The sequence below is a fragment of the Tautonia rosea genome, assembly GCF_012958305.1.
GTDB lineage: Bacteria > Planctomycetota > Planctomycetia > Isosphaerales > Isosphaeraceae > Tautonia > Tautonia rosea.
In genome coordinates this window covers 104126-130311 of record NZ_JABBYO010000009.1, presented here as the reverse complement: position 1 = coordinate 130311, position 26186 = coordinate 104126, and the positions used below count along the sequence as shown (strand labels likewise).

The window sequence follows — 26186 nt, the reverse complement described above, 5'->3', positions numbered from 1 at the left end:
TGATTGCCCGGAGAGGGATGGGACGTCCAGCGATCGGGTATGGGTGAGTTTTGTCCATGCCAGTGAACGTTTCCGGGTCGTCATTCGTCTAGATCCTCAAACGAATCGTGTCACCGCGACCCGATGTCGGCCTGGATCGGCCGATGGTCATGCCCAACCGGAGGAGGCCCGCCATGTGCTGCCCGTCGACGATTGGCCCGGTCTGGATCGTTTCGCTTGGTCTAAGCCTCGCAACCGGGGTTCCCGATACGCCTGATCCTGCACCCGAGGAGTCTGCGTACCGAGCCGCCGCCGAGGCTGCCGGCCGCGATGCAGACGCCCAACTCCAACTTGCCCTCTGGTGCGAGGCTCAGGGCAGGCTCGGCGAAGCGAGGCACCACCTCGCCCTGGCCGTCCTGATTGACCCCAACCATGCCGCTGCTCGGGCCTTGATGGGCCGTGTGCGGCTCGGTGAGTCCTGGGTCCGGCCGGGGGACGTCCCCCGCCGCTTTGCTCCTGATCCCGAGCAGGCCGCCCTCCGCGAGGAGTACGAAGGCCGCCGCTCCCGCCTCGAACCGACCGCCGACGCCCACTGGAAGCTGGCCCTCTGGTGCGAGCAGAAGGGGCTCCGCGATGAGGCCACGGCACATTTCACCGCCGTCACTCGGCTCAATCCGAAGCGAGAGGCCGCCTGGAAACGCCTCGGCTATGCACAGAAGCATGGCCGCTGGATGACCCCCGATCAGTTCGCCGTCACCGAGGCCGAGGCCGCTGCCCGGGCCGCGGTCGAGGCCGAGTGGCGACCTCGCCTGGAGCAATGGGCCGCGATGCTCGCCGACCCCGCCCGCCGCGGCGAGGCGATTACCGCCCTCGGCGCGGTTGATCACCCGTTACTTGTCCCGGCGGTCTGGTCGGTGCTCGTCGCCGGCCCCCGCGCCGACCAACCGGCCGCGGTGCAGGTCCTCGGCCAGATCGATGCCCGAGAGGCGTCTCGGGCCCTCGCGTTTCTGGCTGTTTGGAGTGACAATGCCGAGGTCCGCCGCCTGGCAACCGAGACGCTTAAGCGCCGCGATGCTCGCGAATGGGCCGATGCGCTGATCGCGATGATTCGCAAGCCGATCCAGTACAGCGTTGTTCCCGTGGGCGGCCCAGGATCACCGGGCGAGTTGTATGTTGCGGGCGAGCGTTACAACTATCGGAGGCTTTATGCCGCGCCTCCGCCTCCGATGCTGCCGATGATGCCAGGGGATCAGTTCGTCGTGGGCCCGGATGGATTGCCGGTCGTCCAACGCTCCTGGATCACCCAGGAAAGCTTCTGGGGATCGTTTCTCGACAACCAGCCCGCACAACTCAACCCTGATCAGCGTCGCCAACTGATCGACCGGATTTCAGCTGCGGGGGTCGACGAGCGCTCCGCGAACCTCGTCATTGATGGATTCCAGCAGGGCTTGCCCCGCACGATTGATCGGACCCGGGGCGAGCGGGGTCCGAATCTGGTGACACGGTTCACTGGGATCAGGACGCTCGAAATTCCGGTCGGCCAGATCCTCCTGGAATCTCAGCGTGCCGCGGCAATCGTTGACGAACATCTTCGACGAGACGTCGCCGCCATCGAGGCCCACAACGCGCCGATTCGATTCGTCAATGCAATGGTCTTGCCCGTGCTCAAGGAAGCCACGGGACTCGAGTATGGGGAGGAACCCGAAGCCTGGAAAGCCTGGTGGGTCAATCAGATCGGCCTGCGGCAGGTCATGCCACAGAACGCCGGCGGAGGGTCAACCTTTACCGATGTGGTCACCGTCCAGCCGCGGCCGGTCCCGGTCGGCATCTTCGATCAGACTCTGCTCAGAGAACAGTTTATCCATAGCTGCTTCGGCCGAGGTACCCCGGTCCATACTGATCGCGGCCCCCGGCCCATTGAGGACCTGCAGGTCGGCGACCTCGTCCTCAGCCAGGACACGACCACCGGCGCCCTTTCCTATCGCCCGATCGTTGCCACGCACCACAACCCGCCGAGCAAGACCTTCGAGGTCCGGCTTGAGGGCGAAACCATCGTCTCCAGTGAATTCCACCGCTTCTGGATCGCCGGCCGGGGTTGGGTGATGGCGCGGGACCTGAAGGTGGGCGATGTGGTCCGGGCGCTCGGGCGCACGGCCCGGGTCGAAGCGATCACCGACGGCCAGGTCCAACCGGTGTTCAACCTCAGCGTGGCCGATTCGAGGAGCTTCTTCGTCGGCGACCTGGGGGCCCTGGTGCACGACAACTCGCTCCCCTCGACGACCCTCGAACCCTTCGACGCCGTGCCCGATCTGGCGGAGCTGACCTCGCTTAAGGCTCCTGAAGCCGACTCGGGAGGCTGAATCAATTGACAGCGGCCCTCCTCCCCGCGAAGATCCAGGAGCAAGAGGAGGAGGTTGCCGCCATGCCAGGGATTCTGGATCGCGTCGAAGCCCGGGGAGACCGCTCGGTCTTGCTCGGCACCGAGGTCGCGGTCGCCGAGGCCGTTGATCGGCTCGAAGCCGGAGAGAATGCCGAAGCTGTCCGCCGGGCCCTGGGCCTGCGCGCGAGCGACCTCGTCGTGGCAATCGCCGCGGCGGGGCTCGGCTCGGGAGAAGACGACGGCCCCCCCCTCGTTCACGCTCGTCCTCGCCGTCCGAAGCTGGCCGAGGCCGTCTCGGAACAGAACCTCGTGGCCCTGTTCCCAGACGCCGATCGCCCGAGCCTGCTCGCCCTGGCCGGCGGGCTCTTGCAAATTCTCGACGCCTGGGAGGCCAGTCATCATGCCTCCCAGGAAGCCGATGATCGCGGCGAGCGCACCAGTTCGCTCTACTGGCACGGCATCGCCCATCGGCGCGAGCCCGACCCCGGTAATGCGTCGTACTGGTTTCGCCGCGTTGGCCGCCATCCCGACTTCGTGACGCTTGCCGAGGCGGCCCGGCCGATCCTCCGCGATCATGGCGATGACGCTCTGACCGCTCGATTGCTTCGCGACGGCTGGGATCCCTTCGCCTTCATCGACTCCTCTACGGCGGCCCCCCAAGGTTCCCCCTCGGCCACCGTTCTGGGTCGGATTCAGCGGCTAGAAATGTCGATTTTGCTGTCCACTTCATTGCGGCACGCGGATCGCTAAGCGTTTCTCTCGTGGTGATGGGCCTCGGCGGACTCGTCTCGACTCGACACCGAGGAGGGACCGTCGGCCGCCCCTGTTCGCTTCACTTTTCCCGGGTTGTCGGGCTCCCGAGAACCGCCCGACTCAAGAGGAGATGGTCATGCATGTCCAGCTGAACACAAATAATCACGTCCACGGGTCCTCCGACCTCGCCGATCGCATCCGAGCCGAGGTCGAAGATTCGCTCGGTCGGTTCGGCGATCAGATTACCCGCGTCGAGGTCCACATCAGCGACGTCAACGGCTCGACCAAGTCGGGGATCGACATCAAGTGCACCATCGAAGCCCGGCTCGCGGGGTTGCAGCCGATGGCCGTGACCGATCAGTCGACCAATGTGGACGACGCCGTTTCCGGAGCCCTCAAAAAGCTGGAGCGCTCGCTCGACAGCACCACCGGACGACTCGGCCACGTGAAGGGCCGCACATCGTTCGGCGGCGATCAGCAGATCTGAGAAACCCCTTGTGATTCGCTCGCGAAGAGGGGGGGCTGTTGAGCCCCCCCGTGAGTCAGCCGGAGATTGACGCGAGTCGGCTCAACGGGTTTTCGGAGCCGACTCTCGACCCTCCCGGGCGAGCTGACGTTCGCGTTCGAGCTGAATCTCAAAGGGATCGGGCGTTCCCCGGGCGTTGCGCTGGAGCACGGTCGAGGTCGGGTCAGTTCGGAAGCGATCCGGGGCCAGTCGGGCCAGGACGCGGTTGTAGAGCAACGTCACCGAGCCTTTCGGCCGGGAGCCTCGGTGCTGTTCGATCGCCTGCATCGACTCGATCAACGGCCGTTGTTGCACCACGAACTGGTAAATCCCCCACCACGCCGGGGTGCGGTCCATGCAGGCGTGGCAGTGCAGCAAGATCGGCCAGGCCTCGGGATCGGTCGCCAGGCGAAGGGTTTCGTCCATAAAGGCCTCGGCCTTGCTCGCTTCCACCGGGCTTCGGATAAAGTGGATGTCGTGCGTCTGGGCGAAGGCGATTTCGGCGTCGAGGTGCGGGCTCCGCAGGCCGGGCAAGTCTTCCTGGAACAGGTTGATGATAGTTTTGAACTTGTGCCGCTGATGGGCCAGTTCCAGCCCTCGGCCGTGCGGCATCGCGCTGATGTAGATCTTGCCAGGCTCGATCGCTCGAAGGCGATCCAGAGGCCGGTGATACCAGAACACCCACAATCCGACGACGATCAGGCCGACCGTCCCACCGGCGATCCCCAGGCGTGTGCCGATCCGAGCCAGTCGAGGGGTTGGCACCGGCGGCATCGCGCGGATCAAGGTCGCCAGCCAGAGCCAGCTCGCGCCAATCGCCGCCCACCGGGTCCAGAATCCTCTCGGCTCGATCGCAGGCCATTCCAGGGCTCGCACGCCGGCGAGCACTGCGGCCACGACGAGCATCGGCAAGACTCCCGACCGCTTCGCCCGAAGCACCAGGAGCGGCCAGGCCCGATCAACGCCCCTGAGCCCGACCGCGATTAACCCGAGGAGACCTAGGCCCGCCCCGGCAATCACCCCGCGCAGCTCTACCGGCGCTGCCGAATCGAACACGACCCGCCAGCCCAGACCATGCCAGCCGTCGAACGTCGGCCAGGGGTTCGTCACGCTCCAGAAGCTCACGAGCGAAACGCCCAGCGCCGCGATCCAGAGCGAGCTGCCCGGCCCGTGTTCGCGTCGTCGAAGCACGCCGAAGGCCGACAGCACCACCGCGGCCGAAGTGAGGTACATGGCGACCCGGTCGAGCGTATCTCCTGGTTCGGCCACGCGATACGCCGCCGGAGGATAGGCGCTGAAGGTCGGCCGCACGACTTCGGGAAATTCACGGTCAATGCCGCTCGGGAACACGACGAGATAGCCGATCGCCGGGATGAGGGCCAGGGCCAGGACCGTCCAGGGCCAATGGTTCCGGATGATCCGGGCCCTCGGGGATTCTGGGCTCGGTCGCATTTGCGATCCTCCTTGAACGCGAGCGGGATGAACACACGGTGCAGCGAGTCCCGATGGCATCAATCAGGGACGACTGATCAACCGTTGTACGGTCCCGAAGCGATCGGGCAAACCCCAATTCTCAAGGCAATCACTCCGGCCGAACCTCCTCAGAGGCCGCCGGGGCAGGGGAGGACGTCTCTCCAGCCAGTGGCATTCGGCACTCGGGACTTGCCTTGCCTGGGCCGACGATCGGCGGGTTCAGGAAGTGCCTCTCGATCAAGGAAAAGAACCCGAGGCTGATCCCTACCGCCGTGATCGAGACGACCGGGATCGTCACGAACACCCGCTCCCAGAACCCGGTAATCCCCAGCTCATAGAGGCCGAACGTGCCGACCGTTGTGACCGGCAGGTGGTACAGGTAGACGCTGTAACTCCGCCGGCCGACCTCCCTGAGCGGCACGATCCACCACCACCCGCAAATGCGATCGTCCGAATCTCGGAGCGCAATCAGCAGGAGCCCGAAGACAGCCGTGACTCCAGTCGAATAGGCCACCGGCGTATTGACCATCCGCTCTTGAAAACCGATCAACGCCGTGCCCAGCAGTCCCAGTTCCACCGCTCGGCGCTTCCAGGATTCCGACGGCACGTTCAACCGCCAGTAGACCGCGAGGCCGATGGCGAACTGGTGCCAGAGGTCGAAGAACGTCCCGCTCAACCGGTGGATCATCCCCACATCCGCTGCCACGACCCGGATCAGAACGATCACCACCGTCGTCCACCCCATCGCCGCATAGAGCCGCTTCGAGGCGAGCATGAGCATCAGGAAGCAGAGGAAGTAGAACTGCTCCTCGTAGCAGAGCGACCAGGCGACTCTCGTGAAGATCAAGGGCGACCCCCCCGTGACCAGCGGCCGCCACGTCTCGGTGAGCGTCAGGTTGCCGAGCCACTGGAGTCGGTTCATCTCCTGCGGCAGGTTCATCTCCAGGCCGTAAGGCGAGTGGCAGCAGAGCAACCGCTCCAGGCCCAGCCGTTGAAACGTGATCGCCACCAGCACGAACCAGGCGACCGCCGCCCAGTACGGCGGATAGATCCGCCAGAGCCGACGTCCGACGAACCGCAGCGGCGACGTTCCCCGCCGTCTCATCGCGTCCACGCTCGCCGCGATACAATAGCCGCTGATGACGAAGAACAGCGGCACGCCCAGGTCGAAATGCCGGAGCACCGTGTTGATTGTACGCCCCAACCCGGCAAATGCCCCCGACTCCGGAGCCTCTCCCGGCAAGAGCACGAACCCCGCGTGATGGATCACGACCATCAGACAGGCCACCCCCCGAAACACATCGAGGAGCGTATAGCGCGGATTCCGCTGCAGCGGAGGCAGATCCATCATGGAAGAAGAACCGATCCGGGGGGGCGGCCTCGGGGGAAGACGTTTTGATCTGACCCAGATATCCTACCGTCCCGATTGCCTCGCCGCGGCGCGTTCCTGCGGATCATCAGCCGAATTCAGCCTTCAGACCCGCGTCGCCGTGGTGGTTCGGAGTCAGTCCTGATCCCGGCTGCTCGTTTCGACATCGGCCAGGTAGGCCAGAGTGCGGTCGAGCTGATTCTTCAGGTGCCTCACGCGCAAGAGGCTCCTGACCCGGCAGAGCAGCTCGACCTTGTTGACCGGCTTGGTCAGGAAGTCGTCGGTCCCGGCCTGAACGCCGCGCTCGAAGTCAGACGCTTCGTTCAGAGCTGTGACGATGAGGATCAGGGTGTTGCTCGTTTCCGGGTCGGATCGGATGGTCCGGCAGACCTCAAAGCCCGAGACGCGGGGCATCATCACGTCGAGCAGGACGAGATCCGGCTTGTGCTCAGCGACGACCTTCAGTGTTTCCTCGCCGTCCGAGGCCGTCAGGATGTCACAATCGAGCCCGGCCAGATAGGCTTCCAGCAGCTCGACGTTCTGCGGGTGATCGTCGGCGATGAGGATCACCGGCCGATCCGAGGAAGTGTCCATGCGTGGGTCTGCCCTGCTTCCACGATCATCGGAACGATCCGTCGAGTCGGATCCCATTCTGTCGCCCCGAGTTTACCAATTCCGACGATTCTCAGGAATCCTGCTTCCGCCGACCGGTCGCATCCCCTCGATTCCTCTCCATCAACCCGAACGGCGGCCCTTGCCCGAGGGCAATCCTGGTGTAAGACTTCTTCTGTGCACTGTTGCGCGTGGTGATTCACCGAGGTCGAGGATCGTCCGGGAAATCCCGGTCCTGCCCGACTCCTTCGGAAATCACGTTCCGCCCGCTTCGTGTTCCTCGATTCCAAAGACCACCCGCTCGGCATTCCCTTTTCCTTGGGGCTTGGCTTGCAATCGGGACGGTCCGCGGACCTTCGACGATCGATCGTCTCTCCTGGGAGGTCTGGACGTGCCCCTCCGCGACTTCGACCGCCAGCTTCTCGATCGCTGCCTGAAGCACGAGCCCGGTTCCTGGATCGAGTTCGTCGATCGTTACATGGGCCTGATTTATCATGTCATCAACCATGTCGCCTACGCCCGAAGTGTGACCCTCTCGGCCGCCGACGTCGAAGACCTCTGCGCCGAGATCATGCTGCGGCTCATTGATGACGATTACGCCATTCTCCGGCGCTTCAAGGGGCAAAGTTCACTGCCGACCTACCTGACGGTCATCACCCGACGGATCTGCATCAAGGAACTGGTCAAGCGGCAGCGAGAGGCCTCACTCGGACATGCCCGCGCCCATCGAGCGGTTGTCATGGCCGAGGACGAGGAGGACCTGTCCGAACCGATCGCCTCGGCCGAAGAAGTCGAGGTCATGCTTCGCCAACTTTCCGGACGTGAGGCCGAGGTGGTGCGTCTCTATCACCTCTCGTCCCTCAATTACCGCCAGATTGGGAAGCAGCTTGGCATCCCCGAGAATTCCGTCGGCCCGATCCTCGCCACCGCTCGCCGAAAGCTCCGCGAAGCCGCCGAGGAACGCTCTCGCTGACAGGTGTTCGAGCCGAGCCATCGTGCCGTGCTGGCCCTTACCTGCCTGAGCGTCACGATTCACTCCAAAAGCAGGCTCACGCCCAGCATCGTCAGGGCCTTTTGCAGCCGCTCCGGATCCCCTGATTTCACGATCGCGGCTGTCGGCCCAAGGCGATCGCCGAATAACGTCCGGGTGTCGGGATGCTGGAGCAATCCGTCGAGCACCTCCGAACGTTCCGTTCGGACGATCAAGGGACGTCCGGCCCGAACGGCATCCGCCGCCTGAGCCCCTTCGAAACGCACGATGCTCGCGAGCCATCGGACGACGGGCGGCATCGGCGCGCCGGTCCGGTAGGTATACCATTGGGCCAGGCCGGTCAGGGTCATCCCCTCGTGCGACCCTCGTCGGAGCGATGCAGGTGAGACGACATAGCGTCGGCGCAAGGTCGTTTCCGCACTGTCGTTCGGTACCGGGTCGGCAAAACGCGACAGCTCGGCCTCAATGAACAGATCCCCCCGCGCCGGATCGGCCGAGAGAGTAATCCCGTCGGGGCCGACCTCCACGCAGGACTCGGGAGGCTTGCGATAATCTCTCGCTCCGGCAAGCTGAAAGCGACGAAACGGGATCGCACCCTCGTCCTCGACCAGCAAGACCCGATCGGCCACCCGGACCGGTGGCGGAGCGGTTCCTTCGGCCCATTCGGCCAGGGCGTTTTCCAACTCCTCGGCGCTGGAAAACTCGATCAAGGTGGCTGAGGCATAGTACGTCAAGCGATCGCGTCGACCGGCCCACGAGGCAATCGCTCCGGCTACGCCGTCGGGCAACGGGCGGACGCCGTGCCGGGTCAGCCAGTCTCGGATCTGATCGACCGAAAGCCCCGAGGCCAGGCCGCGGTCGATCGCGTCGGAGTTGAGCCGAAGCGTGAGGGCTGACCCCAGCTGCGACCACCTGGCGAACCGACTCAGACGACCGATCAAAGCCGGATTGAGCCCCTGGCGATAGGCAACAATCTCGAAGTTCGGTTGCACGAACAAGAATTGCTCGATTCGAGGCGGCGGTGGCGGAGGCGGACCCAGCCCCAGCACATAGCGTCCCCGTTCGGTGAGTTGCATCGCCGGGGCTCGGCTCGGTCCTGCCTCGCCGACCCGAACCAGGCCGAGCAGATAGGCTGGTCCGAGCAAGGTTGATCGCAAGACGTCGGTCATTGGATCGCCCGAGGGCGTTTCATCGGCCGATCGACCTCGGCGACGCTCCGCCTTTCCGCTTAGTGCCGGGAGAGTCGGGGCTCGCATCCGAACCGAGAGCCAGGTAGCCAGATCGTCCAGACTCACCCATGCCTCTTCCTTAAGGCTCGCCAGCCAGAGCAAGGAGACCGGACGCAGGGCGAGGGTTGATCCCGGATCGTCCCCTCCGTCGGTCAGGTCCACTCCGCCAAGCCATCGGGCGGCGATCATCTGCGGCAAGTGGACCCCATGTTCTGCCCAGATCGACGCTGGAGCCGCGACAATCCGATCACTTTCCGGCTCGTCGATCAGCAGGCCGATCGACCGAGCGAGACTCAGCCAGACCGAGACGTGGTCGTCGAGAGGGTGGAGCACGTCGGCAATCGGACCGGCCAGCGCTGGGTCTTCGTCGAGCCGTTGGCGATCGCGCTTGTAGAGTCCTCCTTGTCGCGTGCGCTTCAAGGGGCTGGTGTCGGCAAGCTGCCAGAGGGCCGCCAGTCGGAGGACCGCCTCCAGGCCATCCGATTCCCTGACGAGCCGCGCCGGTTCGTCGAGGACGGGAGGCCCTTCCCCCTCCGGCTCGGTGATTCGGGCCGATTCGAGGACTGCCGGATGCACCACCAGCCTTGTCCCCCCCACCCGATCAGGGTCGAGCGGCCAGAGCGGGACTTCGGGGTCAGTCGCCGGGGGCATCGGCGCGATCAGACCCAGTGCCATCGGTCGTTCGATCGCCTGCTGCTGGTCGAGGCCAAGCCCCCGCAAGGTCTCGCCGAAGCCTACCGCGGGCCAGGCTGCGGTCTCGGTCAGTGCAAACAGGCCGAGCCCTTGCCGCTCGACTGGAGAGAGGTCGCTGATCAGACCAGCCACGACCCCCGGCTCCTCCAGCCGATCGGCCAGTTCCTCGGCCAGGCCCGTGGTCCGCCGACCCGGGTCGCGTCCGAGCTCTCGCAGGATGAGCCGGAGCCGGAACGGGGCGGCCCCGGCCAGCGCGGCGCGATACGAACAGGGCGGAGACGGTTCCCCGCGGTCGTCGGTGTCGAAGCCGTCATCGTCAAGCGTCGGGTCAGTCATCTCAACGCACAACGCGAGGGGCATGGCCCATGCGCCTCAGTTCCTCCAGCAGAGTCGCCTCGTCTTCCGGTCGGACCAGGAGGACGGTTTCCGAAAGCCTCCCGGCGATCAGGCGAGCCAGGGGCTTGCGAGCCATCAATTCCTCGACCACGAGCGGGTCCTCGGTCCGGATCAGAGCGACGTTGCGATGCAGCTTGATCGGCGTTCGGGCAGTCGATGAGGGGGGCATCAGTCACTCACTCGTTTCTCGCTCCGGCGTGATGAGAGCGGTCAGTCGGGAGCGATTCTTCCACCTCATCCTGGGTACGCTCCGGTTCATCGTCCTGCCCCATGACGGAGGTGGAATAGGCACTGAGATCAAGGCCGTCGAGCAGTTCGGAGGCGTCGACGATCTCGTAAGCGTACCCCTGCTCGGTCAGGAACAGTTGGCGGTGGTGGGCGAACTCCATCTCCCGGGTGTCTCGTGAGACGATCGAATAGAAGTGAGCCGGCTCCTCGCTCCCCTTGGGCCGAAGGATGCGCCCCAGCCGCTGGGCTTCTTCCTGTCGGCTGCCGAACGTGCCGGAGATCTGGATCATCACATTTGCGTCAGGCAGGTCGATGGCGAAGTTACCGACCTTTGAGAGAATCAAGCGCCGCAGCTCTCCCCGGCGGAACTTGCCGTACAGGTCTTCGCGGACTCCGTTTGACGTTTGCCCGGTGATGACCGGAATGTCGAACCGTTCGGAAAGCTGTCGGAGTTGCTTGATGTACTGGCCGATGATCAAAACGCGATCCTCGGGGCCGTCGTGCCGTGTGAGGAGTTCCGCGACCAGTTCATCTTTGAGCGGATTCTCACTCGCCAGCCGAAACTTATCGCGCCATTCGGCGATGGCGTATTCCATGCGGTTCGGGTCGGGCAGGCCGGCGCGGACCTCGATGCAGCGGGCCTCGGCGATCCAGCCTTTTTGCTCCAGGATCCGCCAGGGTACGTCAAACTTCTTCGGGCCGATGAGGCTGAACACGTCTTCCTCGCGGCCGTCCTCGCGGACAAGTGTTGCGGTCAGGCCAAGGCGTCGACGGGCCTGAATATCGGCCGTAACCCGGAACACAGGGGCCGGCAAAAGGTGCACCTCGTCGTAGACGATCAGCCCCCAGTCTCGCTCGGCAAAGAGCTTGAAGTGCGGGAAGGGGCCGGTCTTGCTCGGCCGATAGGTGACGATCTGATAGGTCGCCAGGGTGACAGGAGCGATCGCCTTCGAGTCTCCCGTGTAGGTCGCCACCTGATCCTCGGTCAGATCGGTCTTGTCGAGAATCTCGCGGCGCCACTGCTCCACGGCCGTCGTGCTGGTCGTCAAGACGAGCGTTTGCGTCTTCAAGCGGGCCATTGCGGCGATGCCGACCACCGTTTTCCCCGCTCCACAGGGTAGGACGATGACCCCTGAGCCCCCTCGGGCGTCTCCCCCGGCATAAAAGGCATCGACCGATTGACGCTGATAATCCCGGACCTGAAACGGTCGACCCGAAGCCGCCGTCCCCTCGCGCATCTCGACCTCCAGCGGAGTGCCGGGGGAGTATCCCGCCAGGTCCTCCGCCGGATACCCAGCGGCAATGAGCTGCTGCTTGAGCACCCCACGGTGCGCGTCATCGACGGCGAATGTCGTTTCGTCGAGTCGATGAAAGAGGAGATCTCGCAAGCCTTTGCGGCGGGCCAGCTCCTCCAGCAAGGGCCGATCGGACGAGATCAGGCGCAGCTCCCCCTCGACCCGTTCCAGGCGGACCCGCCCGTAGCGATCGACCAGCTCGGCCAGGTCGGCCCCAAGGCTCGGCGGAAGCGGGAACTTGGTGAAGCGGGCCAGCACCTCGACCATCTCGTCGGCCGTCATCCCCGCGGCCGCCGCGTTCCAGAGCGAAAGCGGGGTAAGCCGGTAGGTGTGGATGTGCTCGGGGCTTCGTTCCAGCTCGGCAAAGGGGGCCAGCGCGTCGCGGGCCTCCGGATAGAGCGGGTTATCAACCTCAAGCAGGACCGTCCGGTCGCCCTGCACGATCAAAGGGTTGGCGGGGTTGTACTGCTGCATCGGGCTCCATGCCGTGCCAGGAGATCGGGCCGGCCCAGACCATCACGTCCGGGCTTCCCAAGCGGGGAGTGCGTCTTGCGGTGGGTCAATACTGCATGGTAAGCCGACACCCCTCCATGCGGCAAGGTCGGCCGAACCCTTGCCCGCACCAATTGCCCTCTTCGATCAGTGAAAGCTCATGATTTCCCTGGCCTTTCCCGCGTCCTATCGCATTGATTGGCAGATCAGACCCGGCCTTGATACAACGCCACCAGGGCCGCGCCGATAGCTTGCGACAGGTCGCCGAGGGTCGCCGGAACAATCTGCATCCGCTCCCGCTGGCTTGGGAACAGGTAGGGCTCCGCCGTCTTCCGGACGATCCCGAGATATCGTTCCCGGAATTCGGTAGTCGTCGCCTCCGGATCCATCAATCCCCCGCCGATCACCACGAACGACGGGTCCAGCGCGATCGTCAGGTTCGCCACATGCAGGCCCATCGCCTTCGCCTGGAAATCAAAAAGTGAGAGGGCCAGCTCATCTCCGTGCTGAGCTAGGTCGCGCAGCGCAAGCACCCGCTCCTTCATTGGGCGATCCGACCGGGCCAGCTCATGATCGGGATACTCGGGCAGCTTCGCCCCGAGGAGGTGAGGCAACCCGGAGAGGGTGGTGTAAACCTCCACGCACCCCCAATCGCGTCCACAGCCGCACGGATAGGCCGGCACCCCGAGCATCTGCAACGGCGCCGGCATGTGCCCGGCCTCCATGCCTGCCAGCGAATCGCCGTTGAGCGGCAATCCCCTCCCATCAACATAGGCCGCTCCGAGGCCGGATCCGGCGGCGAGCATCACTACGCTCCCCGTTCCCGATCCCCGCACCCGCTGTGCCTCGCCGACACCTCCCAAATCGCCGTCGTTCCCCACGACCACCGGAATCGGCCGGCCTGTCCGGGTCTCCAGGGCCGCCATGTATGCCGATCGAATATCGAACCCGACAAAGCTCTCGTGCAGGTTCGCCGACCGATCGAGCACCCCATAGCTCCGAAACGGCCCTGGAATCGCCAGCCCGACCCCCTGGACCTGATCCCAGGCAATCCCGTGTTGCTCCAGAAACGATCCAATGGCCTCGACCCAGCCGCGCACCACGGCTTCCGGCCCCGCGTGTGACTGGGTCGCCTGCTGCAAGAGCCGGGTCGAGACGATCGACCCATCATCCCAGACCGCCCCCACTTTCGAGGTCGTCGCACCACTGTCCGTTCCGATATACACCGATCGCGTTGCACTCATCGCTTCAGTTGCTCAGATGTTTTGATGGGAACAGGAGCGTTTCACACGGCCGGAGCGACCACTCGGTGCTCTGCGGAGGCAGTGAGCACTGCCTCGCACAGCGCAATTGTTCCCAGGTTGTCGCGGCCCGAGATGTCGGGCTCCGTTCCCGATTCCAGGGCGATCATCAGACCCGCCATCGGCCCGGCGAAGGCGTCGGGGAACCAGGCCTCGGGCCAGGTCGGCCGATGCCACTGACCGTCGTCCACCGTGGAATAGGCGATCGTGCTCGGCACCCGGTCCGGCCATCCCGGCCATCCGATCGTACCGATCGCAGTGCCGTTCGTCCCCTCGAATCGCCATCGAATTCCAATCTCGGCTCCGCCCCCTTCCCGAGCCGGGCCGGTCCAGACGTCGTCCCAGCCGCACCCTCGTGCACCGTTGTCGTATTCGAGGATGTAGAGGTTGATCCCGTCCGAGTGCGGAAATGATGTCCTCGGATCGGGCCTCGTGCTGGCCAGCACCCGGTTCGGATTGCCGAGCCAGTAGCGCATCGTGTCCAGGTGGTGAATGCTCATGATAAAGGTTGAGAGCGACCTCAGCCCCTCGGCCCAGGGCATCCAGTGGGGAATCGCCCTCATGTCGATCGTTGCCAGCACCGGATCGCCCAGTGCCCCGCCCTCGATCAACGCCTTCAACGCTCGGACCGAGTGATCGTACCGCATGTTCTGATTGACCTGCAGCACGACCCCCGCCGCTTCGCAACGCTGCACCAGGTCCCTTGCCTCCTCGATCGTCATGGCCAGCGGTTTTTGCGCGAGAATCCCCTTCGGCTTCTTTGGATGCGCAACCACGCGTCGGATCATCTCCGGTTGATTCTGCGGCGGCACGGCCAGATCGACGATGCCGACCTCCGCCCCGTCCAGCATCTCCTCGACCGAATCGAAGACCCGAGGAACCCCCCGCAAACGCGCGACCTCCTCGGCCGTCGATCGGGTCCGCGAGGTGATCCCGACAACCGGGAATCCGGCATCGGCATAGGCGACCAGGTGACAATCCTTCACGATAAACCCTGCACCCACGACTCCGATCCCCCAGTCCCTTCGCCTGGGCATTCGAGGCAGGTGAGCATCAGGGAGTAACAACGGGGTCTGGCTCATCGGTTCGGCTCCGACGGAGAGAGGCTTCGGTGATCAACCGTGCTCGGAGTTCACGCGATCCTCCATCGTAGCCGAGCGGCCATGACCCGTCAGGTGAGGTCTCCCGATCACGTCACCCCGATGAGATTCAACTCGCTCGGCACGGAACCAGCGGGCGAACTCCTCCTCGACTGCTCCCTTGCGCACGGCTCGCGCAACGCGAGCCGTCGCCAGCACCGGAGCCAGCACAGCCATCCCACCGACATACGCTTTCCAGCCCCATTCCCAGACGATCGGCTCGACTCCCGCAACGATTGCCAACCCCAGCAGGGTGATCAGCACGACGTGCGGCTCGCAGATTTTGTACGCTGGCCAGGTGAGCATCCCGATCCCTCGCCTTGGCCACGGAGCAGGGGGGGAGGGCCGACCTCCCGCGCCTCCTATCACACGGAAGGCACCCGACGATCGTTTCAACGGTTGAAAGAACGCTTTGTATCGGCAATCGTTTTGAAGGCTCAAGAACATCCATCCCGCCGACACCAGGGCTCCCGCCGCCGCCCAACCCAGTGTTCCCGTCCTCGCGGCCAGCCCGAAACCCAGGGCGAACCCCTGCGCCATCGTGGCCGCATGATGCATCATGTAATCCAGATAAACGCCATTGATCCCCGCCGACCCTCGCCAACGTGCCACCTGCCCATCAACCCGATCCAGCCAGAAGGCGAGCAACCCCAGCACCGCCCCGGCAAGGAACCCGAGAAGAGTTCCCCATGCCAGACCCACCGCCCCCGCCAGTGCTGCCAGCAGCGATGCCACCGTGACATGATGCGCCGAGAGCCCCAGCCGAACCGCCAGCCAGGTCCCGTAAATCGCCGTTGGCCGGGCGAATCGGCGGGCCAGGATGTTGCCGATCTGAGCGTCCTGCCCTTGCAGTTCCCGGTCTCGTAGCTCGGCCAAACTTGGGGGTGAACAGGTCATCGGCGTTCCTCTCCCGCCGCCTGGGTGCGTGCCAGATTCGTCGGATCGGGCAACCGGTACAGGGCATAATGCCGGGTCACGCCGTCCGGATCGGTGATCGACTCGGCATAAAGCGGCACCTGATCGTTGATCCACGATCCCAGCAACGTGTTGAGATCCGGATCAAATTCGATCGCATCCAGCGGCTCCGGCGGACAGACCAGAACGTGCGTGAACCCCTCTTCGGAAAAATGTGCGAGAATCTGCTCCGGTGTCTCTCCCCGAGTGCCGAGCCCTGTCCGTCTGCGATGTGCTTTCTCCATCGCATACGGCCGAGGCAGATAAAAGCCTCGGTGATCCTGCCCGACAATCCGGGCCGATTCCGGCAAGCGATCGTCGATCCATTGCCCGACCCGATACGTCGGCTCGCGGCGGGCCAGGAACTCCTCGGCCGATTCGATTCCCAACGCAACGGCGAGCCCATGCCGCGGGCGAGACAGGGCAATCGTCGCCTCGAACGCGAGCATCACCACCACGCTCGCCATCAAGAGCTTTGGCGCGATCCCGCGTCGCCTGCTCCAGTCCGCCACCAACCACGCGACCGCCACCGCCATCGGTCCAACGCCTGGCAAGACGAACCGCATGCTCTGCCGCTGTGACAGGCAGATCAGGAGAAACGCATACGCGACCAGGACCAGCGTCATCAAACGGATCGGTGGCCTCCAGATCAGGATGGCGGGGAGGAACAGCAGGAATGCCGGTCCGAACTGATGGGCAAAGCTATCAAAACGGTTCGGGTCGAGCGTCATCGGCACGATCGCCGTCACGAGGTTCCACGCCGTCGGCTCCATCGGCCGCTTGTCGTCCGAGAGCACCACGTCGAACCCCGATCCGAACGTCTCCCGGAAAAACGGATGCACCGGGTTTCCCGTATGGAGGTACGCTCTCAGATACCACGAGCCGCCGATGAGAAGGGCAACCCCTCCGCACACCGCCGCATGACGAAGCACCGTGCGCCAGGGCAATCGCCCCGGACGGGTCGAAAGCAACATCCCGAGCCCGATCACCCCTCCCCAGACCAAGGCCGGATACTTCACGCCCATCGCCAGACCGATCAGCACCCCGATCAGCGCCGCCCCCGCTCCCGATGGCCGGTCAAGCCAACGGGTCCACGCCACCAGCGCCGCCGTCGCCATCGTTGCGAGGGCAACATCGTTCAACGGGGCTCCCATTCCGTTCGATACCGCCGGCACGCCCAGGGCGATCGTCGCCGCCCAACGCGCTCGGTCCCCCAAAAAGGGCCTCGCCAGGCTCGCTACGTTCCAGGCGAAGAACACCCCGAACGCCCACTGAATCAACCGGCACGCCACCGGCCCCCGAAACACGAGGCCGACGGCATAGAGCATCTCCGTCACCAGCGGATAGACCGTCTCGTGCAGGTCCGGCTCATAGAAAACCGAGCCGCTCCAGAGAAAAAGCTTGGGCACTTGAAGATGATAGCAGAGGGCATCGCCATCGGTCGGCGGAATCAGAGCCGTCAGGAGCGATCCGAGCAGGATCAACCCCATTGCCAAATCAAACACCACCCCGACCGGATCGATCCTCCCAGCCTCGGTGCGGACGAGCCTCGGACAACCCAGGCCCGATCGCAGGCTCTCCCAGACCCTCGGCCGAAGTCCCAGTAGCAGGCCCACGAGTAGGACGCCGATCAATCCCGGGCGCCCGAGCCATCCCACTTGCCCCAACCCCAGCGCCGCCATCGCCAGCAATCCCAGGCCGAGCGGCACGGCCAGACCGATCGCTTCGGAGCGAGATTCCGGCACCGGCCCGAACCGGCGCAACAGCGCCAGGCCGACGATTGCCGACCAGAGCATCAACAGAACGACAAATCCCAGGTCGAGCATCCGTGCGCTCCGTGTGGTCTCTCGTGATGACGAACCAGCAAATCAACTCGCGTGTTTTCTTCGGAATCGGTCCGCGAGACCTCCCCATCCGTGGGCTCGGCCCCACAGCACCAACGTCGGCAGCCCCCAGGCTGCGAGGATGACGATCCGAAGGGGAAACACCTGCCACGCCGGCCCGTCGATCGGTACGTGAGCCGCCAGCACGGCCCCAGCCCCGTACCAGCCAACCGATCGCATGACCCGTGATTGATGAGTCAGCCACCCCCGTGTTCCCAACCCGCCGCCGAGACTCGCCAGCGAGGTCAGTAGGTACACCGCCGCGTAGCCGAGCGTCATTCCCCAGGCCACCCCGACGATTCCCGACCCCGAGGCTCCCAACGCCCCCACCAGCGCTGCTAACGCCAGGCCCGGCAGCGTGACGATCGCCAGGCGATACGGCCGATCGACCGCGATCATCGCCTCGCGGCACGGCAACGCCAGACCGAGCAACAACGTCCCCGGCAGCAAGGGCCGCAAGGCGTCCAGACCGGGAGCATATCGAGGAATAAGCAGTCCCAGGAACGTCGGCGCGACCACATACGCCACCGCGCTACCCGCCGCCAGCGGTGGAACCATTGCCTCAACCACGCGAGCCGCCTGTTTTGCCACGGCCACGACATCCTGAGTCCGGCCGATCGTCGTCTGGAAATAGGTGTACATCACGGAGGCGATCCGACCGGCCAGATCCATCGTCCAGCCGGTCCCCATCAGGGCGATCGCGTAGTAGCCCGCCGCTTCGGTTCCGTTCGGGGCGATCGAGAGGATCAGAACCCGATCCAAGCTCAACAACCCTGCAAACGCCGCCGAGTTCACCAGGATCGGTAATCCCGTGCGCAACAGTCGCCAGACAATCGGACCATCCCAGGCCCACCCAAGCCGCATCGGGTGCCTGACGTGCAAATAGGCCACGTTGAACAGGCAGAGCAGTCCGACCGCTGCCAGTAAACCCCACAGGCCCGCCACCCAGAGACCCACCGCCACCAAAGCGGCAAACACCGCCGCGTCGATGATTGCCAGCTCTGTGACCAGAGTGAACCGTCGGTGCGCCCGATGCAAGGCAATCAAGAAGTCCTGATACCGCTTCATCAAGACCAGGACCGCCACCGCCACCAGGCCGCCGCTCCAGGCCAGGTCGATCGGGTCGGCACTACCGCCGCTTGGCCAGCGCCACCAGGCGAAGGCGAGCAATCCCACCGCGTAGATCAAGGCCCCGATGGAGCAGGCGGCAAAGGCCACGTCGGCCACCCGCTTTGCCTCGTCCTCGTTGCCTGCGGCGCGAAGGATCGGGATTTCCTGCACGGCCCCCCGGCCGATCCCCAGGCTCGCCCGGTTGGCGTGGTCGAGTGTGAGCCGAAGCCCCGAATACACCCCGTGCTGTTCCGGCGCGAGGCCCCACTTCATCACCAACGCCGTCAGTGTTCCGACCGCTCGCTCCAGTTGACCGCCAATCGTCACGATCAGGCTGTCGCGCACCGCGAGCCGATCCTCGCTCGCGGCCAAGGGAGCGGCGGCCGGTGCCGAGGCGGCCACAGCAGGCGATGTTGCATTCGCGGGAATCGCGGTCACGAAGGGCCACCGCTCGTGAAGGAGGTCACTAGGGATCTTGCCCGATCACCACTCGCCCAGCTCGGCCACGCAGAACTGCGACCGGGCCACCTCGTCCTGTGACCCGACTGGAATCACCCCGACCTCGGCCAGCCGAATCCCCGACGCCCGATACCAGGCCGCCGAATCGTAGCCGAAGCGGTTGTAGGTCACGTCCGTGTCCTCGTTATGCACCACCCATCGCCGGGCGATCCGGATCGCCTCGCGGCGGATCTGGTCGGCGATCTCAGGGGCATTGTGCAGGATCACGGCCGAGGTCATCACCAGATCGACCGATTTGTCCGGCAAGGGAACCCGTTGACCATCGCCGAGCATCAGGGAGACCCCACCAATGCCGTCGAGAAACCCTTTCGCATAATCGAGTTGCGTCGGGCTGAAGTCGAGGCCCAATAGGGGAACTTCCGGCAAGCGATGCCGGATCGCCCGCAGCTGTTTCCCGTAGCCGCAGCCGATTTCCAGCACCGAAGTCGGCCGATAACTCGCGATCCGATCAGCCAGCCACTCAGACCGTTCCGAACGGGCCGGCTGACCCTCTTGTTCCCGGAAATAATCATCCCCGCCACGAAGGGTCCAATACAATCGAGGATTACGGTAGAGTATCCGTCTCTTGCACGACGGCCAGCGTCGCAGTCCCCGTCGCAGGGCCTTGTGCCAGACGTACCGAGCTCCCCGACGCCTCCAGGCATCGACGGCTCTCAACGGCAGCAGCGGTGGTGATTCGAGTTCCGTTCGGTTCACCTCGGGCCTCCGGGTCAATCGAGGACCGGGCCGGTCGGTCGACCTGCGTCTCGGGCCGATTGCGGATCAAAGGGGAATTCCCCAGCGCGCGGCGAGTCTATGGTGATGGCCCCCAGGGGTCAAGCCGAGGCGGACCGTTGTCCCGATGCAACGTCTCATTCCCTCGCTGTCGCGGTTGGTCTTGGTTTTCGGTGGATCTATAATGGATGCAGTGCCCAGCACCGGGCAGGAATCAGGGACGATGTCCGAACACGTGGAGCCGTCGGGATGGGCGTCAGTTACGGCCGTTCGAAGCTGATCGACATCACGTTCCAGGTCTATGCCCGTCCGATTCATCCGGACTGGTTCACCGTGCGCCGCCATCGCCGAGTGAGTCACAGCGCCTGGGACGCGGACCTGCGAATCATCGAGGGAGGGCACGCAATCGTCTGGTCGGCCGGCTCAAGCCGCTTGACCGAAGTCCTTTGCGGGCTAGAAACTCCGCTGCCCGATCGTGGCCTCCTCCTCCGTGAGCCGGTGCGCGTCGAACGCTCGGCCACGCTCCGCCAGGGGGCTTCGGTCGAGTATCAGACCTGCTTCGATGCCGAACGGCTCGACGGCGAGGTCTTCCGACACCTCTGCAACGAACTCTCGCTCGACGCCGGCAAGGGCCTCTTTCACCGCTTCTCGCCCCAGAATCGCCTGTCGCCCTCCCCGGTCAGTTTCATCCGAATCGACGCTCGCCCTAACGGCCTCTCTGTTCAAACCTTCCATACCTTCCCAGACGACCACTCCATCGTCCGTACGCAGTCCCTTTTCGAGCTGCTCGACGCTGATCAGAGCTGATCAGACTTGATCCCCTCTCATCGACCGTGAGACCATCCCGAACACGGGCATCGTCAACTTCAACGACTCGTTCCTCCGTCGGGCGTGGCTGCCGACCCCCTCGGCGGCCGTTTCCTGGACAGACCCGCATCGTCACGCGCACAATAGCCAGGCACCGGTGGCCGGTGGAGTCTCCGGCTCGCTGTTGTTGCACCCTCGCCTCGACTGACGGGACGCCGTTCGATGCCGGATTCGCCCGAAGCCCCCCGCTTTCTCAAAGCCTGCCGCCGAGAACCGACCGACGTCACTCCCATCTGGCTGATGCGTCAGGCCGGCCGCTACATGGCCGATTACCGCGAACTCCGCTCGCGCGTCTCTTTCCTCGAACTCTGCAAGACCCCGGACCTGGCCACCGAGGTCACCGTCACCGCCGCCGAGCGCCTCGGGGTCGATGCCGCCATCCTCTTTGCCGACATCCTGCTCATCCTCGAACCAATCGGACTCAACCTCGAATTTGCCAAGGGGGAAGGCCCGGTCATCCACAACCCGATCACCGAGTCGAGCGACGTCGACCGCCTTCAGCCGATGACCAGCGCCGAGCCGCTTGGCTATGTCATGCAGGCCGTTTCTCAGATCCGGGCCGCCCTGCCGCCCTCGGTCCCCTTGATCGGCTTCGCCGGAGCGCCGTTCACCCTGGCCTGCTATGCGATCGAAGGCGGGGGCTCACGGCACTACGACCGGGCCAAGGCCTTCATGTACCGCGACCCCGGTGCCTGGGATGCCCTCATGCGGCAGCTCACCGACGCCACCGCCCTCTACCTCACCGCCCAGGCCGAGGCCGGGGCCCAGGTCCTGCAACTGTTCGATAGCTGGGTCGGCAACCTCTCCCCCTTCGATTACAAGCGCTTCGTCCAACCTCACATGAAGCGCCTGTTCGACGCCCTCCCCCCCGACGTGCCCACCATCCACTTCGGCACCGGCACGGCCACCCTCCTCGAAGCCCAGCGCGATGCCGGCGGCTCGGTCATCGGCCTCGACTGGCGCGTCGAACTCGATGAGGCCTGGAACCGCCTCGGCCCCGGGGTTGCCGTTCAGGGCAATCTCGACCCGGTCGTCCTGCTGGCCCCGATCGACGAGATCCGTCGCCAGGCCCTCCGCATCCTCGATCAGGCTGCCGGACGCCCCGGCCACATCTTCAACCTCGGCCACGGCATCCTGCCCAGTACCCCGGTCGATCACGTCCGAGCCCTGGTCGAGATCGTCCACGAAGCGAATCGCGCCTGATTGGTGCATGTATGTCGCCTCCTTGGGCGATGGATTCACCAAAAAGACCTCGTGTCAGGGGAGAACCTTGGCCACTCAGTTGGTGTCACCAATCAGCGACTCATCAGTAACGTGACACAACGCTCATGACATGGAGCCATTCGTTGAGTGGCGAGCACTATGCCGTCTATTTTTTCCAAATTGATGCATATCAAAGCAATGTGTCGAAAAAAGGTCGCGAAAATGAAGTTCCGATCAAGTTGGTACTTGTCGGTGATCCCTGCAAATGACTAACTTGTATCATCGATTTTGGTGCGGAAGCTTCGGCATTTCGTCTCGAACGCGGATTGTTGGGTATCTTGCTTCTTGGCGATGCCCTTGCGTGTTCGGGTGTTCGAGGCTTCTCCAAAGCACCGCTCGTCCTTCCTTTTCCGAACAGTCGCCAGCTCTCGGCACTGGTTTTCGCTTCATGCGCTGATCATGACCCTGGGAGTCCTGCCCGGCAGACTGTGGGATGATTCTTCACGGCACGATGCTCCGGATGGTTTGGAGCCATCTGAGACCCAAAGAACGTCACGATTGTGAGAGCCGGACCTCGGACGGGAACGGATCATTCCCCAATCAATGACATCGGTTGCACGATCTGTGTGCGTTCCTTGATGCGTCCTGCTCGCACGTGACCTGACCCTTCGATCATCTTCCCCTAGGAGCCCGATTCCATGACCACCCGACCGTCTCGGACGCGTGGGTTTACGCTCATCGAATTGCTGGTGGTGATTGCCATCATCGGCGTGCTCATCGCCCTGCTTCTGCCTGCGGTCCAAAGTGCTCGCGAGGCCGCCCGACGTGCCCAGTGCACCAACAACCTGAAGCAGATCGGCCTCGCCCTGTACAACTATGAGAGCACCAACGGAGCGTTTCCCATTGGACTCCAGCGTCGAGTCCCGGATGCCCCCGGCATTCCGGCCGACGGCGGTTGCTTGAGGGTCTCCCGACACACCATGTTCGCCTCGATGCTACCGTACCTGGAGCAGGGCAACACGTTCGACTGGTTCAACTTCGACTTCTTTGCGAACAGCATCCGCAACATCACGGTGCAGGAAATCAAGGTCGCATCGTACATTTGCCCTTCCGATTTCCAGTCGTCCGGCCCGTTGAACCCCCCCGGCGGTCCTTTGCAGTTCATCGGGGTGAACCAGGGCTCCTACGCGGGTTCGGCCGGCGAGGTTGAGCTGATGCGTTATCGCTACTCGACCGCGAACGCCGGCAACTGCCGCCACCTCGAAGGAACCGGTGCGTTTGTTGTCAGCTTCAACTACAAGATCAGCAATTTCAATGACGGCCTGAGCAACACTCTCTTCGTCGGTGAGGCATCCCGATTCATGAATCAGCCTGATTCATGGCAGTTCCCCTGGAACTATGGCGAATGGTTCACCCTGGTCGGCCAGCCCGCTGGTGGCGCAGGGTCCGTCCTGCATGGAATCGCCTACACTGCCCCGCGGATCAACGCTCCCTTGCAATTGACGAGCGTCACCCCGATCATCGACCCCGATCCGTTCACCTGGTTCCTGAAGCCCGAGGCCCGCGAATACGGCGGCTTCGGATTCCGCAGCCAGCACCCGGGCGGTGCGAATTTCCTCCTCGGAGATGGCTCTGTCAGGTTCCTTAAGGAAACGATCAACCCTGACGTCTATCGCGCCCTTGGGACCCGCAAGGGCGGAGAAGTCATCAGCGCAGATCAGTTCTGACCCCTCGCATCGCGGTTGAACGCGCATCGGGCGAGCTGACCCGAGTGATTCGACCCGATCAGCTACGAGACTGAGTCGCTTGCCCCATGCAAGCGACTCGCAATCGTTCGTTTCATTGAGAATCTCCACGAGAAACCGCCCATGAGAATGTTCATCTTGGCTCTCCTGATGATGGGTTGCGTCGGCTGCAACACCGGCGCCGGTCCCGCGATGGGGGAGCTTCCCGCTGACGCTCAGGAGTCTGGCTCAGAAACGGCCGGTTCCACCCCCAAGGGCCTCGTCGCCGAAGGCCCCGCCGGCGCCGCCGATGGCATGATGACGGTCGAACCCTGAGCTTCGTTGGTCGCAAACGAGGGACGCGTCGATGGACATCGCGTCGACCGTCCCTCTGGGTTGCCCCCGTTGTGAACCCTGATCGCATCCAGTCGTTTCTCGAAGGCCCCAGGCGTGGGGCCGAGACCGTTCTGGTCGTTCACTCTTGAATCGCCGGTTTCACCACAGATTGAAACTCAGATCGAATTGCGACGCGGCGCTCATTTCGGTCTTCGAAGAAACTTGCGACAACGGCTTCGATGCAGAAGTCAGAACAATTAACCTCGATGGAAGATTACGAGAGGTTCCTGAATTTGCTTCTTGGACCTTCGTATGTCCGAATGGTTAACCGTTCCTGACGATTGCCTTTCGTCCTGACCGTTGTGATCGACCCGCAACTCTCCTCGCTCCCAGCGTGGATTCGATTTTGGGATCACCGCCTCGTCGATCGTAAGATCAACTTGTCTTCACATGGCGTTCTGGTTCCCTTGCGGCGCACGATGTTCCCCTGAGAACCTTACTCTTGTGAGAGCGCGGCCGTGGGATGGAGTCGAAACACGATTTCGGTTTCCCCTGCCACGCTCTCAAGCGATCGATTCACTTCTCATCCTCCTCGTTGTAAGGAGCCCGATTCCATGACCACCCGACCGTCTCGGACGCGTGGGTTTACGCTCATCGAATTGCTGGTGGTGATTGCCATCATCGGCGTGCTCATCGCCCTGCTTCTGCCTGCGGTCCAAAGTGCTCGCGAGGCCGCCCGACGTGCCCAGTGCACCAACAACCTGAAGCAGATCGGCCTCGCCCTGCATAATTACGAGTCGGCCACCGGAAGCCTGCCGATGGGCGACTTCCGCAACGCAACGACCGGCTATGGCCAGGCGATGAGCCCCGGCAACCCCTGTGGCTCGAACATCTGGGTGAGCTGGATGACCTTCATCCTCCCCTACATGGAGCAGGGGGCTCAGACCTCGGCCTACAATTTCGAGGTGGCCGCCACCTGGTTCAAGAATGAGACGGCGACCCTCTCCCGCGTCTCCTCGTATGTTTGCCCGAGCGATGATGAGCATGAAGACATCAGCGCCAACTGGTTCACCACTTACCAGACCTCCTATGCGGGAGTGGGCGGCACGACGGAAACGACGTGGAATCGTTGGGGGACGCTCAACCCCGAGCGCTGCTTTGCCATCGAATCCGACGGGCCCTTCGGCCGGAACTTCGCCTACGGCTTTTCCGCGATCCGCGACGGCTTGAGCAACACCATCCTCGTGGGTGAAACCTCACGATTTCGGAACGAGCCGGGAGGCTCGCATTTCAACTTCGGTGCATCGGCCGGTTCCTGGAACGGCCCCCCCTGGGGAGCCACCTTCTGGCCAGGTGACGTCCGCATCACCGGCATCGCCTACACGGTGCCCCGGATCAACGCCCCGGCTCTCACCGGTGGCCAACCTGCCCCGTATAGCACCCCGACAAGTTGCCTGAGGAATTCGCATCCCGTGGCCACCCGGCCCGCCAACTGGGCCAATACCCCCGCCCCGTTCGGCTGCACCGAGATGGGCCAGTTCGGCTTTCGAAGCAATCACCCCGGAGGGGCCAACTTCCTCTTCGGTGACGGTTCCGTGCGTTTCCTCAAGGAAACGATCAACATGGCCACCTACCGGGCCTTGAGCACCCGAAAGCTTGGTGAAGTGGTCAGTGCCGACCAGCTCTAATCGTGGACACCCTGCTCCATTCAATCCGTTTCCCCCTGACTCTGGAAAACGCATCATGACCTCGTTCGTTGCTCGATTCTTCGCCCTCGGGCTGCTCGGTCTTCTCGTTGCCGGGTGCGGTGGCGATGCCGCTGCTCCTGTTGCCGCAGACGATCCCAATTCCGGCGCCGAGTACTCCGGTGCTCCGGAAGAAAGCTCGGGAGCCATGGCCGCTCCCCCGGCCATCGTTGAATGATCGTCGGTCGCCGCAAATTTACGCCGCGATCGGTCTGATTCGAGCGTACTCACTCAAGGGCTCCGGTCCCATCCCAGGACCGGAGCCCTTGAGCGTTCTCCCGTCGCTCCCCGCCTTT

The 26186-nt window shown here is 64.0% G+C and carries 22 protein-coding genes; 10 read left to right on the top strand and 12 right to left on the bottom strand.

Annotated features, from left to right (window positions below; translation table 11 throughout):
• Positions 1-173: 173 nt before the first annotated feature.
• The 3 genes from HG800_RS17105 (at position 174) to HG800_RS17095 (ending at position 3599) form a co-directional block, all read left to right on the top strand.
• Positions 174-2339, top strand: coding sequence for a polymorphic toxin-type HINT domain-containing protein (locus tag HG800_RS17105; RefSeq protein WP_169977860.1), 2166 nt, complete (start codon positions 174-176; stop codon positions 2337-2339).
• 62 nt (positions 2340-2401) lie between these two features.
• Positions 2402-3109, top strand: coding sequence for a hypothetical protein (locus HG800_RS17100; protein WP_169977859.1), 708 nt, complete (start codon positions 2402-2404; stop codon positions 3107-3109).
• 139 nt (positions 3110-3248) lie between these two features.
• Positions 3249-3599 carry an HPF/RaiA family ribosome-associated protein gene (locus HG800_RS17095; protein WP_169977858.1) on the top strand — a complete coding sequence of 117 codons (351 nt, stop codon included), beginning with the start codon at positions 3249-3251 and terminating at the stop codon, positions 3597-3599.
• Between the two features lie 81 nt (positions 3600-3680).
• Here HG800_RS17095 and HG800_RS17090 read toward each other — a convergent pair whose 3' ends face one another.
• The 3 genes from HG800_RS17090 to HG800_RS17080 all read right to left on the bottom strand — a co-directional run bounded on the left by HG800_RS17090 (position 3681) and on the right by HG800_RS17080 (position 7053).
• Entirely contained in the window at positions 3681-5069 is a 1389-nt protein-coding gene (locus tag HG800_RS17090; RefSeq protein ID WP_169977857.1) for a protein tyrosine phosphatase, read from the bottom strand.
• 130 nt (positions 5070-5199) lie between these two features.
• A complete protein-coding gene (locus HG800_RS17085; RefSeq protein WP_169977856.1) occupies positions 5200-6441 on the bottom strand; it encodes an acyltransferase family protein in 1242 nt (413 codons plus the stop codon).
• Between the two features lie 153 nt (positions 6442-6594).
• Positions 6595-7053, bottom strand: a complete 459-nt coding sequence (locus HG800_RS17080) for a response regulator (RefSeq protein ID WP_169977855.1) — start codon at positions 7051-7053, stop codon at positions 6595-6597.
• Between the two features lie 409 nt (positions 7054-7462).
• Here HG800_RS17080 and HG800_RS27525 point away from each other — a divergent pair, with 409 nt between their 5' ends.
• The gene (locus tag HG800_RS27525) at positions 7463-8044 is read left to right on the top strand and encodes an RNA polymerase sigma factor (protein ID WP_169977854.1); all 582 of its coding nucleotides are present in this window, start codon (positions 7463-7465) and stop codon (positions 8042-8044) included.
• A gap of 59 nt (positions 8045-8103) precedes the next feature.
• Here the strand turns inward: HG800_RS27525 and HG800_RS17070 are convergent, their stop codons facing one another.
• From HG800_RS17070 to HG800_RS17030, 9 genes are all read right to left on the bottom strand, one after another.
• Entirely contained in the window at positions 8104-10344 is a 2241-nt protein-coding gene (locus tag HG800_RS17070) for a helicase-associated domain-containing protein (protein WP_169977853.1), read from the bottom strand.
• The gene (locus HG800_RS17065; protein ID WP_169977852.1) at positions 10322-10549 is read right to left on the bottom strand and encodes a hypothetical protein; all 228 of its coding nucleotides are present in this window, start codon (positions 10547-10549) and stop codon (positions 10322-10324) included. The genes HG800_RS17070 and HG800_RS17065 overlap by 23 nt, the downstream gene beginning before the upstream one ends.
• Positions 10550-10556: 7 nt before the next feature.
• Complete coding sequence (locus HG800_RS17060) at positions 10557-12377, bottom strand: DNA repair helicase XPB (protein WP_169977851.1); 1821 nt, start codon at positions 12375-12377, stop codon at positions 10557-10559.
• A gap of 224 nt (positions 12378-12601) precedes the next feature.
• Positions 12602-13639 carry an ROK family protein gene (locus HG800_RS17055; protein WP_169977850.1) on the bottom strand — a complete coding sequence of 346 codons (1038 nt, stop codon included), beginning with the start codon at positions 13637-13639 and terminating at the stop codon, positions 12602-12604.
• Between the two features lie 41 nt (positions 13640-13680).
• Entirely contained in the window at positions 13681-14778 is a 1098-nt protein-coding gene (locus HG800_RS17050) for a Gfo/Idh/MocA family protein (RefSeq protein ID WP_169977849.1), read from the bottom strand.
• Between the two features lie 33 nt (positions 14779-14811).
• Positions 14812-15732, bottom strand: a complete 921-nt coding sequence (locus HG800_RS17045; RefSeq protein WP_169977848.1) for a CDP-alcohol phosphatidyltransferase family protein — start codon at positions 15730-15732, stop codon at positions 14812-14814.
• Positions 15729-17615: an ArnT family glycosyltransferase gene (locus tag HG800_RS17040; protein WP_169977847.1), complete on the bottom strand. Its 1887-nt coding sequence runs from the start codon at positions 17613-17615 to the stop codon at positions 15729-15731. The genes HG800_RS17045 and HG800_RS17040 overlap by 4 nt, the downstream gene beginning before the upstream one ends.
• Before the next feature lie 42 nt (positions 17616-17657).
• Positions 17658-19220, bottom strand: a complete 1563-nt coding sequence (locus tag HG800_RS17035; protein ID WP_315852055.1) for a lipopolysaccharide biosynthesis protein — start codon at positions 19218-19220, stop codon at positions 17658-17660.
• Between the two features lie 45 nt (positions 19221-19265).
• Positions 19266-19997: a class I SAM-dependent methyltransferase gene (locus tag HG800_RS17030; RefSeq protein WP_315852054.1), complete on the bottom strand. Its 732-nt coding sequence runs from the start codon at positions 19995-19997 to the stop codon at positions 19266-19268.
• Positions 19998-20264: 267 nt separating this feature from the next.
• Here HG800_RS17030 and HG800_RS17025 point away from each other — a divergent pair, with 267 nt between their 5' ends.
• From HG800_RS17025 to HG800_RS17000, 6 genes are all read left to right on the top strand, one after another.
• Positions 20265-20822 carry a DUF2617 family protein gene (locus HG800_RS17025; protein ID WP_169977846.1) on the top strand — a complete coding sequence of 186 codons (558 nt, stop codon included), beginning with the start codon at positions 20265-20267 and terminating at the stop codon, positions 20820-20822.
• A 222-nt stretch (positions 20823-21044) separates the two neighbouring features.
• The gene (gene hemE / locus HG800_RS17020) at positions 21045-22085 is read left to right on the top strand and encodes a uroporphyrinogen decarboxylase (RefSeq protein WP_169977845.1); all 1041 of its coding nucleotides are present in this window, start codon (positions 21045-21047) and stop codon (positions 22083-22085) included.
• A 698-nt stretch (positions 22086-22783) separates the two neighbouring features.
• On the top strand, positions 22784-23812 hold the full coding sequence (locus HG800_RS17015) for a DUF1559 domain-containing protein (RefSeq protein WP_169977844.1): 1029 nt from the start codon (positions 22784-22786) through the stop codon (positions 23810-23812).
• Positions 23813-23953: 141 nt separating this feature from the next.
• Positions 23954-24145 (top strand): hypothetical protein, encoded by a 192-nt coding sequence (locus tag HG800_RS17010; protein WP_169977843.1) that lies wholly within the window; start codon positions 23954-23956, stop codon positions 24143-24145.
• Between the two features lie 614 nt (positions 24146-24759).
• Positions 24760-25833, top strand: a complete 1074-nt coding sequence (locus tag HG800_RS17005; protein WP_169977842.1) for a DUF1559 domain-containing protein — start codon at positions 24760-24762, stop codon at positions 25831-25833.
• Between the two features lie 55 nt (positions 25834-25888).
• Positions 25889-26068 (top strand): hypothetical protein, encoded by a 180-nt coding sequence (locus HG800_RS17000; protein ID WP_169977841.1) that lies wholly within the window; start codon positions 25889-25891, stop codon positions 26066-26068.
• Positions 26069-26186 lie beyond the last annotated feature (118 nt).